12 protein-coding genes and 2 pseudogenes are annotated in these 12307 nt (G+C 75.3%); 2 read left to right on the top strand and 12 right to left on the bottom strand.

The genetic code is table 11. The features are described from left to right. Positions 1–180 precede the first annotated feature (180 nt). On the bottom strand, positions 181–1656 hold the full coding sequence (locus ACFQH9_RS29030) for an SDR family oxidoreductase (RefSeq protein WP_379571093.1): 1476 nt from the start codon (positions 1654–1656) through the stop codon (positions 181–183). A gap of 126 nt (positions 1657–1782) precedes the next feature. Between ACFQH9_RS29030 and ACFQH9_RS29025 the strand changes: the two genes are divergently transcribed. Continuing rightward, positions 1783–2433, top strand: coding sequence for a superoxide dismutase family protein (locus tag ACFQH9_RS29025; protein ID WP_379571091.1), 651 nt, complete (start codon positions 1783–1785; stop codon positions 2431–2433). A gap of 18 nt (positions 2434–2451) precedes the next feature. On the opposite strand, the gene ACFQH9_RS29020 is transcribed toward ACFQH9_RS29025, so the two are convergent. Genes ACFQH9_RS29020 through ACFQH9_RS29010 form a run of 3 tightly spaced genes read right to left on the bottom strand, consistent with a single transcriptional unit; the run spans position 2452 to position 3685 of the window. Further along, complete coding sequence (locus ACFQH9_RS29020) at positions 2452–2682, bottom strand: hypothetical protein (RefSeq protein ID WP_379571089.1); 231 nt, start codon at positions 2680–2682, stop codon at positions 2452–2454. A gap of 17 nt (positions 2683–2699) precedes the next feature. Next, a complete protein-coding gene (locus tag ACFQH9_RS29015; protein ID WP_379571087.1) occupies positions 2700–3008 on the bottom strand; it encodes an AzlD domain-containing protein in 309 nt (102 codons plus the stop codon). After that, a complete protein-coding gene (locus ACFQH9_RS29010) occupies positions 3005–3685 on the bottom strand; it encodes an AzlC family ABC transporter permease (protein WP_379571085.1) in 681 nt (226 codons plus the stop codon). Before ACFQH9_RS29010 ends, ACFQH9_RS29015 begins: the two co-directional genes overlap by 4 nt. A gap of 53 nt (positions 3686–3738) precedes the next feature. Between ACFQH9_RS29010 and ACFQH9_RS29005 the strand changes: the two genes are divergently transcribed. Next, the gene (locus tag ACFQH9_RS29005; protein WP_379571083.1) at positions 3739–4299 is read left to right on the top strand and encodes a helix-turn-helix domain-containing protein; all 561 of its coding nucleotides are present in this window, start codon (positions 3739–3741) and stop codon (positions 4297–4299) included. Positions 4300–4445: 146 nt separating this feature from the next. Here ACFQH9_RS29005 and pdxS read toward each other — a convergent pair whose 3' ends face one another. The 8 genes and pseudogenes from pdxS to ACFQH9_RS28965 form a co-directional block, all read right to left on the bottom strand. Further along, positions 4446–5375: a pyridoxal 5'-phosphate synthase lyase subunit PdxS gene (gene pdxS / locus ACFQH9_RS29000; protein WP_379571081.1), complete on the bottom strand. Its 930-nt coding sequence runs from the start codon at positions 5373–5375 to the stop codon at positions 4446–4448. 134 nt (positions 5376–5509) lie between these two features. Further along, positions 5510–6143: pseudogene (locus ACFQH9_RS32220) on the bottom strand (LemA family protein). Further along, entirely contained in the window at positions 6140–7285 is a 1146-nt protein-coding gene (locus ACFQH9_RS28990) for a glycosyltransferase family 4 protein (protein WP_379571077.1), read from the bottom strand. Before ACFQH9_RS28990 ends, ACFQH9_RS32220 begins: the two are co-directional and overlap by 4 nt. Beyond that, a complete protein-coding gene (locus ACFQH9_RS28985) occupies positions 7282–8166 on the bottom strand; it encodes a phosphatidylinositol mannoside acyltransferase (RefSeq protein ID WP_379571075.1) in 885 nt (294 codons plus the stop codon). Before ACFQH9_RS28985 ends, ACFQH9_RS28990 begins: the two co-directional genes overlap by 4 nt. Next, a complete protein-coding gene (gene pgsA / locus ACFQH9_RS28980; RefSeq protein WP_379571073.1) occupies positions 8163–8795 on the bottom strand; it encodes a phosphatidylinositol phosphate synthase in 633 nt (210 codons plus the stop codon). Before pgsA ends, ACFQH9_RS28985 begins: the two co-directional genes overlap by 4 nt. 67 nt (positions 8796–8862) lie before the next feature. Then, on the bottom strand, positions 8863–9444 hold the full coding sequence (locus ACFQH9_RS28975) for an HIT family protein (RefSeq protein WP_379571107.1): 582 nt from the start codon (positions 9442–9444) through the stop codon (positions 8863–8865). 110 nt (positions 9445–9554) lie between these two features. After that, complete coding sequence (gene thrS, locus ACFQH9_RS28970; protein ID WP_379571071.1) at positions 9555–11621, bottom strand: threonine--tRNA ligase; 2067 nt, start codon at positions 11619–11621, stop codon at positions 9555–9557. A 120-nt stretch (positions 11622–11741) separates the two neighbouring features. Then, positions 11742–12307, bottom strand: a pseudogene (locus tag ACFQH9_RS28965) (hypothetical protein); the annotation flags it as partial.

Below are 12307 nucleotides of genomic sequence, written 5' to 3'. Positions count from 1 at the left end.
CCCCCGACGGCTCCGGGCGGACCCGCCGGACCGTCGGGGGCCGGTCCGGGCGGGCGTAGCCGTTGCGGGGAGCGGACGGCTGCGGCGAATGCTGTCGGTGACAGCAGGTGCCGGTCAATCCGGCGAATCTCACGCTACGCACCGGTAACGAAAGCTGCGGGGGCAACGATCCTGGTGCGGTCACACGGTCCCGGCGACCCGCACCGCACCGTTCGGCGCAGCGGGCCGGGGCGCGCGGCGCTCCGCCTCGAACGCGATCATCCGCGCCATCACGCCGAAGACGAGATCGTGCCCGGGCTTCTGCGCGTACCAGTACACCCGGCCCGCGAGTCCCCGCGGACGGAACGTCACGGTCTGGGTGTAGCGGCTGCCGCCGTTCCGCGTGGGCTCGACCGTCATCCGCAGCCGCGCGACGCCCGGGAGCCGTGCCTCCGCCCGCAGCGCGAGGGCACGGCCCGGCTCGACCTCCTCGACCCGCCACCAGTCGACGGCCGCGCCCGGCTCGAGGCGGGCCGGGCGGCCGCGGCGCAGCCCGACGCCGCCGATCAGGCCGTCGAGCCGCTGCCGCAGCTCCCACGCCCCGGGGACGGTGTGCCAGCCCTCGTCGCCGCCGAGCCCCGCGACCACGGACCAGAGCACCTCCGCGGGGGCGTCGACCTCCTCGACGTGCCGGCCGGTCAGCGCCGGTGGGCCCGCGCCCTCGGGATCGGTGGCCGCCGGGCCCGCCGGGCCCTCCTCGGCCAGCGCCCGGCGCACCGCCTCGCGGTACGGCGTCGGGCCGCCCGGCGGATCGCCCACCAGCGCCGACAGGTCCGACTCGTGGCAGACGAGGTCGTAGGCCATCGACTCCAGCAACGGTCCGGCGAGCGCGCGGTCGACCGGGGTCAGCGCCTCGATCGCGCGGGCGCCGAGCCGTGGCGCCGCGACCGGCACCGGCACGGTCAGGGCACGGGCGAGCCCGGCCTCGCGGGCGTAGCCGCGCAGCTGCTCGACGTAGCTCAGGGCCTCGGGGCCGCCGACGTCGAACGCCCGGTTCACCTCCGGCGGCAGCCGCAGACAGGCGGTGATCCAGTACAGGACGTCGTCGATCGCGATCGGCTGCACGCGGTTCCAGGCCTGGTCCGGCAGCGGCAGCACCGGCGGGCCCCCGAGGACGGTCTCGGCGAGGTGGCGGATCATCTCGAAGCTCGCCGACCCCCGCCCGACCACGATCCCCGCCTGCAGCACCGCCGCCGGCACCGGACCGGCCAGCAGGATCTCGCCGACCTCGTGCCGGGAGCCGAGGTGCGCGGAGTTCGTGCCCCCGGCCGCGGCCCCGGACGGCTGCAGCCCGCCCAGGTAGACGATGCGCCGCACGCCGCCGGCCGCGGCCGCCGCCGCGACCGACCGGGCGGCGACCCGGTCGCGGTCGGCGAAGTCGGGCCCGTCCATGGAGTGCACGAGATGGACGACCGCGTCGGCGCCGCGGCACGCGGCGCCGGTCGCCGCGGGATCCGGCACGCTCCCCCGCACGACCTCGACCCGGTCGGCGAAGCCGGTGCGGGCGAGCCGCTCCGGGGAGCGGACGAGGCAGCGGACGGTGTGGCCCTCCGCGAGCAGCCGCGGCACCAGCCGGGTGCCGACGTAGCCGGTCGCTCCGATCACCAGAACTCGCACGGCCCGATCGTCCCCGACGCGCCGCCGGACCGCTCGTCGCCGCCCGTCGGGCCCCCCGGCGCCACGATCGGGCTACCGGGCGCGGCATACTCCGTTGATCACACCCCCATGGGGTATGTCTGATTCATGGTCCCACCACGCACCCTCCACCGCCTCGTCCTCCCGGCGCTCGCCGCCCTGTCCGTGGCGCTCGTCGGCTGTTCGTCCCCGTCACAGGCACCGTCGACCGGAACCGGCACGCCCGCCGCGACGACCGCCCAGGCCGCCCCGGCCGCCGGCGGCGCGTCGGCCGGCGCCGAGCAGGACGTCGACGTCGAGGCGACCTTCGGCACCACCGGCGAGGCGATCACCTACCGGCCCGACCTGGTCCCGGCGGGGGCCACGGCGAAGGTCACGTCGTCGACCGAGGGCAACAGCTCCACCGTCACGCTCGCCGTCACCGGGCTGGTGCCGAACCGCACCTACGGGTCGCACGCCCACCAGAAGCCCTGCGGGCCGGCCGCGCCGGACTCGGGCCCGCACTTCCAGCACGTCGCCGACCCGGTGACCCCGAGCGTCGACCCGGCCTACGCCAACCCGCAGAACGAGGTCTGGCTCGACTTCACCACGGACGCGCAGGGCAACGCGTCGGTCACGGCCACCCAGGCCGAATGGGCCTTCACCGATCAGGCCGCCCCGCAGTCCGTCGTGATCCACGCGATGAAGACGGCGACGGAGCCGGGCAAGGCCGGGACCGCGGGCGACCGCGTCGGCTGCGTGACCGTCGACTTCGCCTGACCGGCGCCGCCACGATCGTCACGGCACGTGCGAGCTCGTCACCGCGACGAGCTCGCTCGTGCGGCTGCCCGCCACGCCGACCTCCGGCGATCGGGCCCGGAACCCCGGCAGCCCGCCGAGCCCGTCCGTGCCGCTCGTGCCGTCCGTGCCGTCCGTGCCGCCCGTGCCGCCCGTGCCGCCCGTGCCGCCCGTGCCGTCCGTGCCGTCCGTGACCTGCAGGCGGCCAGCGCCGGTGGCTCGTCGCGGCACGAGCGCGGTCCGGCGGGCTACGGCACACCCAGCGCGCGCAGGCCGGCGGTGGTGCCCGCGGCGAGCACCACGACCAGCACGAACGGCACCTTCAGCCACGCCGCCGCGCCGCCCACGAGCACGCCCGCGGGGCGCGCCCAGCCGCTGAACCCGCCGTCCTCGGTCAGCGCGGCCGTCGCGACCAGCGCCACCAGCAGGGCGGTCGCCCCGAGGTCGGTGAGCCGCGTGGCCCGCGGCGGGAGGGTGACCCGGTCGCGCAGCAGGATCCCGGCGAGCCGGACGAGGTAGGTGCCGGCGGCCAGGGCCAGCACGGCGGGCCAGGTCATGCGGTCACCTCCGGTCGTCCGGCCAGGACGAGCGCGACCAGCGCCACGAGTACGGGCAGCCCGGGCGGGAGGAAGGGAGTCGCCGCGAGCGCGACGACGACGGCGCCGAGGCCCACGCGGCGGGCGTCGGGTGCGCGCAGGGAGGGGAGCAGGAGCGCCAGCAGGGCGGCCGGGAACGCGGCGTCGACCCCGAACGACGCCGGGTCCGGCACCGCGGACCCGGCCAGCAGGCCGACGACGGTGCCGGCGTTCCAGCCGACGAACAGCAGCGCACCGCAGGTCCGGTAGGCGGCGCGGGCGCGTGGGCCCGTCCCCCGGGCCCGGGTGAAGGCGACGTTCTCGTCGATCAGGATGTGCGCGCCGAGCAGCCGGGCCGGCAGCGTCCGCCCGGCGAGGTCGCCGATGGCCAGGCCGAACGGCAGGTGCCGCAGGTTGAGCAGCAGCCCCGCGGCCACGGCCGCGATCGGCGCCCCGCCCGCCGCGACCACCGCGACCGCCAGGAACTGCGAGCCGCCCGCGAAGACCAGCACGGACATGCCGACGGTGAGCAGCGGCGGCACCCCCGCGGCCGCCGCCAGCGCACCGAAGGACATCCCGACCACCGTGATCGCGGCGCCGAGCGCCAGGGCGTCGCGGAGGTCGCCCCGCTCGAGCGCCGTTCGCCGTGTCGAACGCATGACCGCTAGGATGAACACTGTCGAGGCGTTCGTCAAACCGGATGAGGAGACCGATGGATCGAACGAACGGAACGCCGCTCGCGGCCATCGCCTCCGCCGTGCGTCGCGAACGGACCCGGCGCGAGCTCTCGCTCGGGGAGCTCGCGCGGCGCGCCGGCATCGCCAAGTCCACCCTGTCCCAGCTCGAGGCGGGGGCGGGGAACCCGAGCGTCGAGACGTTGTGGGCGATCGCCGTCGTGCTGGAGGTCCCGTTCTCCCGGCTGGTCGACCCGCCCGCCCGGGCCGTGCGCGTGGTGCGGGCCGGGGAGGGCGTGGTCATCCCGAGCGAGCACTCCCCCTTCACCGGCACCCTGCTGGCGGCCTGCCCGCCCGGGGCGCGGCGGGACCTGCACGTGATCACCGCCGAGCCCGGCCCGCCCCGGACCGCGCACGCCCACATCCCGGGCACGACGGAGCACATGGTGGTCACGGCCGGGCGCTGGCTCGCCGGGCCGGAGGGCGAGGAGGTCGAGCTCGGCCTCGGCGACTACGCCTGCTTCCCCGGCGACCGCCCGCACACCTACCAGGCCCTCGACCCCGCCACCGCCGCGGTGCTGGTGATGGAGTACGTGTAGGCGTCCGCGCGAGCGGCACTCTCGCTCACTCGCGAGCGAAGGTGCCGCAGCCCCCTCGCCGGCACGAATGGCCCGACAGAGTCCGGGAGGAAGGCCCGAGAACGCCGAACGCCCCGCACGGGGCGGGGCGTCCGGGAGGGGTCAGCTCACCACCCGCGGGCGGCGTAGCGCTGCTCGGCCGGCAGGTCCGGGATGTTGATCCCGACCATCGCCTCGCCCAGCCCCCGCGAGACCTTGGCGATCACGTCCGGGTCGTCGTAGAACGTGGTGGCCTTCACGATCGCCGCCGCACGCTGCGCCGGGTCACCGGACTTGAAGATGCCCGAGCCGACGAACACGCCCTCGGCGCCGAGCTGCATCATCATCGCCGCATCCGCCGGGGTCGCGATCCCACCCGCGGTGAACAGCGTGACCGGCAGCTTGCCCGCCCTGGCCACCTCGGCCACCAGCTGCACCGGCGCCCGCAGCTCCTTGGCCGCGATGAACAGCTCCGCCTCGTCCATCGTGCCCAGCCGGCGGATGTCCGCCCGGATCTGGCGCATGTGCCGGGTCGCCTCGACGACGTTCCCGGTGCCGGCCTCACCCTTGGAGCGGATCATCGCCGCGCCCTCGGAGATCCGCCGCAGCGCCTCGCCCAGGTTGGTCGCCCCGCACACGAACGGCACGGTGAACGCCCACTTGTCGATGTGGTGCGCCTCGTCGGCCGGGGTGAGCACCTCGGACTCGTCGACGTAGTCCACGCCGAGGGACTGCAGCACCTGCGCCTCGACGAAGTGCCCGATGCGCGCCTTGGCCATCACCGGGATCGACACCGACTCGATGATCCCCTGGATCATGTCCGGGTCGCTCATGCGCGCCACGCCACCCTGCGCGCGGATGTCCGCGGGCACCCGCTCGAGCGCCATGACGGCCACGGCGCCGGCGTCCTCGGCGATCTTCGCCTGCTCCGGCGTGACGACGTCCATGATCACGCCGCCCTTGAGCATCTCGGCCATGCCGCGCTTGACGCGGGCCGTGCCGAGCTCGGTGCTGGCGGTGCCGGCGGCGTTGTCGGTCTGGGCCTGCTCGGACGACACTTTCGGTGCTCCTTCTCGGTACGGTTCCCCGGGACCCGGGCATGCTGCCGCCGCTGGTCGGCGGCCCGTCCACCGATGGTACGCGTCGCCCGGGGCCGGTCACGCCCTCAGGTGTCGCACCCCTCAGCCCGCCGTCAGCCGACCGGGTCGCTCGGTCGCAGTGCCCGCGGCACCGCGCCCGCCGGCTCCGGGACCGACTCGGCGATCTCGAAGTAGCCGGGCAGCGGGGCCGTGCCGTGCAGCCGCAACCACCGGACGAGCCGCCGCGACCGGAGGCCGAGGGTGTCCCGCACCGCGTCGTTGTGCACCCGCCGGGCGAGGACGACGAGCCGCTCGGCGTCGGCGAGCTCCGCCCGCAGGTCCGGGTCGAGCCGGCTCCGGTCGACGGCCCCGAGCGCCCGGGACAGCGCGTTCTCGACGATCTCGCGGGCCTCGATGCCGTCCTCGCTGCGGCGGGGCAGCCCGCGCACGATGCCCCCACCGGCGGCGCGGGCGGCCTCCCCGAGCGCCGTCGGGANCGGCGGCGCGGGCGGCCTCCCCGAGCGCCGTGGGGAGGCTGCCGGGGCCGGCGTCCGGGTCGTCGAGCACCGCGGCCACCCGGATCGCGACCTCCGCGCGGCGCGCCAGCGACCGCTCCAGGCCGACACGCGCCGCGTCCGTGCGCCGGTGCAGCCGGTCGAGGCGCCGGCTGCGGGCCACGCAGAGCACGGTGACCGCCGCGACGACGGCCACCACGACGACCAGCAGCACCACGAGCGGCCAGCTCACGCCGCACCCCCGGGGAAGGCGTCCCGCCCGGCGACGACCTGGCGCGGGTCCGCCGCGACGGCCGCCTGGTAGACCTGCAGGACCTGCGCCGCGACGACCGGCCAGTCGAAGGCGGCCGCCCGCACGCGCCCGGCCGCGGAGAGCATCGCCCGGCGGGCCGGGTCGGCGAGCAGCCCGCGCAGGGCGGCGGCGAGCGCGGCGGCGTCGCCGGTGGGCACCAGCACCCCGGCCGGCTCCGGTTCGCCCAGCACCCGGCGGAAGGACTCCAGGTCGCTCGCCACCACCGGCGCGCCCGCGGCCATGGCCTCGGTGAGCACCATGCCGAAGCTCTCCCCGCCCAGGTTCGGCGCGCAGAAGACGTCGACGGAGCGGAGCGCGGCCGCCTTGGTGTCCTCGTCGACGGCGCCGAGCACGTCGAGCCGGTCGGCGACCGGCCCGGCCTCGCGCCGCAGGTCGGCCGGGTCCCCGCGCCCGACGACGAGCAGGCGCGCCTCGAGGCTCCGCAGCGCCTCGAGCAGGACCGGCATCCCCTTGCGCGGCTCGGTGAAGCGCCCGACGAACCCCACCGTGGGCGTCCGGGGGTACCCCGGCAGCAGCGGGCCGGCGGCGAAGCGGGGGACGTCGACGCCGTTGGGGATCTCGATCGCGTCGCCGCCCAGGTGCTCCACCTGCACCCGGCGGGCCAGCGAGGACACCGCGATCCGTGCGGTGACCTTCTCCATGAGCGGGCGCAGCACCCCGCCGAAGGCGTGCAGCGTGCGGGAGCGCTCGGTCGACGTGTGGAAGGTGGCGACGATCGGGCCCTCGGCGGCGAGCAGGGCCAGCACCGAGATCGAGAACGTGGTGGGTTCGTGCAGGTGGAGGACGTCGAACGCGTTCTTCTCCAGCCAGCGCCGGGCCCGGGCGTAGGTGACCGGGCCGAAGGTCACCCGCGCGACCGAGCCGTTGTAGGGGACGCCGAGCGCCTTCCCCGCGGGGGTGACGAAGTCCGGGACGGCCGTGTCGCTGTTGTCGGGGTCGGCCGGCGCGAGGACCGAGACCGCGTGCCCCAGCTCCCGCAGCGCCCGGGCGAGCTCGACGACGTGCGTCTGCACGCCGCCCGGCACGTCCAGCGAGTAGGGGCACACGATTCCGATCCTCACCGGTGGCTCCCGGGTGTCAGCTCCTGGAGCATGTGCCAGTCCTCGAGGTGCGCCGCGAGGTGCTCCTCGAAGGCGCGCGCCAGCTCGAGGGTGGCCTTCGGCACCGCGGCCCGGTCCGGCACGGCGATCGCCGGCGAGACGGTGGCGCCCCAGCCGCCGGGCCGGAAGAACGTGACCGCGGCGTGCAGCTGGGCCCCGGTGAGGGCGGCGAGCGAGGCCGGGCCGGACGGCAGCCGGATCGTGTCGCCGAAGAACGGCACGTCGATGCCGGTGCCCGCGAGGTCCCGGTCGGCGATCAGGCAGACCAGCCCGCCCGCCCGGAGCCGGCGGGTCAGCGCCAGGTGGGCGCGCCGCCCGTCGTCCTGCGCGACGATCTCGAAGCCGAGCGACTCGCGGTACTCCACGAACCGCCGGTACAGCGACTCCGGCCGCAGCCGCTCGACGACCGTGGTCATCTCCGCGGGCAGGCCGTGCCGGCGCAGCTCCTCGATCACGTAGACGCCGGCGACGTCCCAGTTGCCCGCGTGGGGCAGCGCGAGGACGACGCCGCGGCCCTGCTGCATCGCCGCCAGGGCGGCGTCGAGGCCCGCGACGGTCTCGTGCCGGGCGTGGATCGTGGCGCGGTCGAGCGCCGGGAGGCGGAAGGCCTCCTCCCAGTAGCGGGCGTAGCTGCGCAGGGCGGTGCGGACGAGCCGGTCCAGCTCCGGCTCCGTGGCCGCGGGCCGCACGCGGCGCAGGTTGCGGCGCAGCCGCTCGACGCCCGCTCCCCCGCGCATCCGGGCCAGGTCGGCCCCGGCCCGGAACCCGGCCTCGGCGAGCGGAGCCGGCACGTGCCGCAGCAACCGCCAGGCCGCGGTGTACCCGAGCTCCGCGAGGGTCACGACGGGGGCTCCTGCGCCCGGGCCGACAGGGCCTGCGCGCTGCGGTGGACCAGCACGATCCGCTGCCCGACCGTCCAGACCGACGCCGCGGCCAGTCCCCACAGCAGCACGTGCAGCGCGTACGGCACGCCGACACCCTGCAGGAACACGCCGACCAGCACGACGATCAGCCGCTCGGCCCGCTCGACCAGCCCGCCGTCAGCGTTCAGGCCCGCGCCCTCGGCCCGCGCCTTGACGTACGAGATCAGCTGCGCGGACACCAGGCAGATCAGGGCCGCGATCCCGAGCACCCGCTCCTCGCCGATCCCGAGGCACCACCAGGTGATCCCCGCGAAGAGCGCGCCGTCCGCGATGCGGTCGCAGGTGGAGTCCAGCACCGCGCCGAACGGGGTGCCCCTGCCCCGGGCCCGGGCCATGGCCCCGTCGATCAGGTCGAGCAGGACGAACAGCGTGATCACGAAGGGCGCCACGACCAGCTCGCCGCGGGGCAGGAACCACAGCGCGGCCGCCGACGCGCCGACGGTGCCGACGACCGTGACGACGTCCGGGGTGATCCCGCGCCCGACCAGCGCGCGACCGATCGGGTCGGTGACCCGGTTGACGTGGACTCGGGCGACGACGTTCAGCATCGGGTGGGGCCGACTCCTGCCGGTCTCGTGCGGCGCCCCGCCGCGGTCGGCGGTGCGGATGACCAGCCTAGTCCCGCGGCCGGTCACTCCCCGTGTCGGGCTCGCGGGCGCCGTCCGTGCCGGACGTCCCGGCCGCCGGCTCCCAGTCCTGCTCCCAGGCCCCGGCGAGCAGCTCGCGGGTCTCGGACAGCAGCTGCGGGATCACCTTCGTCTGCCCGACGACGGCGATGAAGTTCGCGTCGCCGCCCCACCGGGGCACCACGTGCTGGTGGAGGTGCTCGGCCAGCGAGCCGCCCGCGACCGTGCCCAGGTTGAGCCCGGTGTTGAACGCGTGCGGCGCGGCGACCTTCTTCATCGCCCGGATCGCGCGCTGGGTGAACAGCGTGAGCTCGGCGGACTCGACGGCCGTGAGGTCCTCGAGGTCGGCCACGTGCCGGTAGGGCAGGACCATCAGGTGCCCCGGGTTGTACGGGTGCAGGTTGAGCAGCGCGAACACGCTCCGCCCGCGGGCCACGACCAGCCCCTCCGCGTCCGGCAGGGAGGGGATGCGGCAGAACGGGCACCCGCCCTCGCCGGCCTCCTTGATGTACGCCAGCCGGTGCGGGGTCCACAGCCTGCGGAACCCGTCCGGTGTGCCGACCCCTGCCATGCCCTCGATCTCCGGGGCCTCGCGCTCGGGTTCGGACACGCCGTCGATCCTAGCCATCTCGCCCCGGGCCCCTCGTGCGTGGCGATCGTCGCCAGGACGACCGTCGCCACTCACAGGGTGAAGGTCTCCGCGGTCGGGTTGACGTTGGAGCGGCCGGCGATCCAGCTCGTGATCGCCTCGACCGCCTGCGCCACCGGCACGCCGTTGCTCTGCGAGCCGTCGCGGAAACGGAAGCTCACCGCACCGGCCTCGACGTCCCGCGCGCCCGCGAGCAGCAGGAACGGCACCTTCTGCAGGGTGTGGGTGCGGATCTTCTTCTGCATCCGGTCGTCGCCCGCGTCGAGCTCGACCCGCACACCCCTGGCCCGCAGCTGCGCCACGACCTCCTCGACCGCCGGGATCTGCTCGTCCGTGACCGGGATCGCGACGACCTGGGTCGGTGCCAGCCAGGCCGGGAAGGCGCCGGCGTAGTGCTCCAGCAGCACGCCGAAGAACCGCTCGATCGAGCCGAACAGCGCGCGGTGGATCATGACCGGCCGCTTGCGGGAGCCGTCCGGCGCCGTGTACTCGAGGTCGAAGCGGTCCGGGAGCATCAGGTCGACCTGGATGGTCGACATCTGCCAGCTGCGGCCGATGGCGTCCTTGGTCTGGACGCTGATCTTCGGGGCGTAGAACGCGGCGCCGCCCGGGTCGTCGACGAGGGTCAGCCCGGTGTCCTCGGCGACCTTGCGCAGCACGTTCGTGGCGCGCTCCCAGTCCTCGTCCGACCCGATCGACTTCTCCGGGTTGCGGGTGGAGAGCTCGAGGTGGAAGTCCTCGAGGCCGTAGTCGCGCAGCAGGCCCAGCACGAAGTCGAGCAGGGAGGCGATCTCGCCCTCCATCTGCTCCTCGGTGCAGTAGATGTGCGCGTCGTCCTGCGTGAAGCCGCGGGCGCGGGTCAGCCCGTGGACCACGCCGGACTTCTCGTACCGGTACACCGTCCCGAACTCGAACAGCCGCAGCGGCAGCTCGCGGTAGCTGCGGCCGCGCGCGTCGAAGATCAGGTTGTGCATGGGGCAGTTCATCGGCTTCAGGTAGTAGTCCTGGCCGGGCTTGCGGACCGTCCCGTCGGCGTTGAGCTCCTCGTCGAGGATCATGCCCGGGTACATGCCCTCCTCGTACCACTCCAGGTGGCCCGAGGTGCGGAAGAGCTGCCCCTTGGTGATGTGCGGGGTGTTGACGAACTCGTACCCCGCCTCCTCGTGCCGGCGCCGGGAGTAGTCCTCCAGCTCCTTGCGGATCACGCCGCCCTTGGGGTGGAAGACCGCGAGCCCGGAGCCGATCTGGTCCGGGAAGGAGAACAGGTCCAGCTCGGCGCCCAGGCGGCGGTGGTCGCGGCGCTCGGCCTCGGCGACCCGCTCCAGGTGGGCGTCGAGCGCCTCCTGGGACTCCCAGGCGGTGCCGTAGATGCGCTGGAGCTGCGGGTTCTTCTCGCTGCCGCGCCAGTAGGCCGCGGCGGTGCGGGTGAGGGTGAAGGCCGGGATGTACCTCGTGGTGGGCAGGTGCGGGCCGCGGCAGAGGTCCGACCAGACGGTCTCGCCGGTGTGGGCGTGGACGTTGTCGTAGATGGTCAGCTCGCCGGAGGCGTCGACCTCCATGACCTCGTCGCTGTCGATGCCGCCCGCCTCGGTGCCCGTGCCCTTGAGGTCGATCAGCTCGAGCTTGTACGGCTCGTCGGCGAGCTCCTTGCGGGCCTCCTCGAGCGAGTCGAAGCGGCGGCGGGAGAAGCGCTGGCCGGACTTGACGATCTTCTTCATCGCCGACTCGAGCTTCTTCAGGTCCTCCGGCGTGAAGGGCTTCTCCACGTCGAAGTCGTAGTAGAAGCCGTCCGTGATCGGCGGGCCGATGCCGAGCTTGGCCTCCGGGTACAGCTGCTGGACGGCCTGCGCGAGGACGTGCGCGGCGGAGTGCCGGATCACGCTGCGGCCCTCCTCGGAGTCCGCGGTGACCGGCACGACCTCCGCGTCGGCCTGGGGCACCCAGGCCAGGTCGCGCAGCGTGCCCTCGGCGTCCTTGACGACGACGACGGCCTGCGGCCCGCTGGTCGGCAGGCCGCCCTCCCGGATCCGGGCGCCCGCCGTGGTCCCGGCCGGCACCAGGATCGGCGCGGACGCGGGCGGGGCGGGAACAGCGGACACGAGGTGCCTCCAGGGAAGTGCCGTGCGGGTTGTCCCCCCGATGCTAGAGGTCGGGACCGACGGCTTTTCCGCTGGCACCCGCCGGGCCCCGGGCGGTCCGGACGCGTCCCGGAGGCCGCCTCAGGAGCGGTGCGGCAGCACGACGTGCGTGTGCGGCTCGTCCGGCTCGGCCACGACCCGACGGAGCGGGGGCGGGCTCCCCGGGGTCACCGGCGTGAACCAGTCGACGGCGCTCGGCCCGGACCGGTCGGCGGGCTCGCCGTCGCTCGACGACGCGGGGGCGGCCGACCCCTGGGCAGCCGGGCCGGGGTGCTCGGTGACCCCCTGCTCCGCGCCGTGCGGCGCCGAACCGTTCGACGCCGGCGCCGAGCCGTTCGAGCCGTGCGAGCCGTGCGAGCCGTGCGACGCCGAGCCGTTCGAAGCCGGCGCGGAGCCGTGCGACGCCGAGCCGTTCGAAGCCGGCGCGGAGCCGTGCGACGCCGAGCCGTCCGACACGAGCGGCGCCGAGCCGTCGAGGTCGTTCGGGGCGGAGCCGTTCGAGGCGTGCGACGAAGAGCCGTTCGCGCCGTGCGGCCCGGCACCGTTCGAACCCGGCCGAGCCCAGCCGTTCGCGATGCGGGCGAGCGGCGACGGCCCGAGGCCGTCGGCGCGCGGACCGGCGCCGTTCGGACCGGGGCCGTTCGGAC

It is taken from the genome of Pseudonocardia lutea, from assembly GCF_042658055.1.
Lineage (GTDB): Bacteria > Actinomycetota > Actinomycetes > Mycobacteriales > Pseudonocardiaceae > Pseudonocardia > Pseudonocardia lutea.
Note: the sequence above shows the minus strand (reverse complement) of the source record. Positions and strands in the feature narration are given on the sequence as shown.

What these genes read in the sequence shown, in the direction of transcription:
- ACFQH9_RS29025 (WP_379571091.1), top strand. Translation starts at nt 1,783, where the DNA reads ATGGTCCCACCACGCACCCTCCACCGCCTCGTCCTCCCGGCGCTCGCC.
- ACFQH9_RS29015 (WP_379571087.1), bottom strand. Translation starts at nt 3,008, where the DNA reads ATGACCTGGCCCGCCGTGCTGGCCCTGGCCGCCGGCACCTACCTCGTC.
- ACFQH9_RS29010 (WP_379571085.1), bottom strand. Translation starts at nt 3,685, where the DNA reads ATGCGTTCGACACGGCGAACGGCGCTCGAGCGGGGCGACCTCCGCGAC.
- ACFQH9_RS29005 (WP_379571083.1), top strand. Translation starts at nt 3,739, where the DNA reads ATGGATCGAACGAACGGAACGCCGCTCGCGGCCATCGCCTCCGCCGTG.
- pgsA (WP_379571073.1), bottom strand. Translation starts at nt 8,795, where the DNA reads ATGCTGAACGTCGTCGCCCGAGTCCACGTCAACCGGGTCACCGACCCG.
- ACFQH9_RS28975 (WP_379571107.1), bottom strand. Translation starts at nt 9,444, where the DNA reads ATGGCAGGGGTCGGCACACCGGACGGGTTCCGCAGGCTGTGGACCCCG.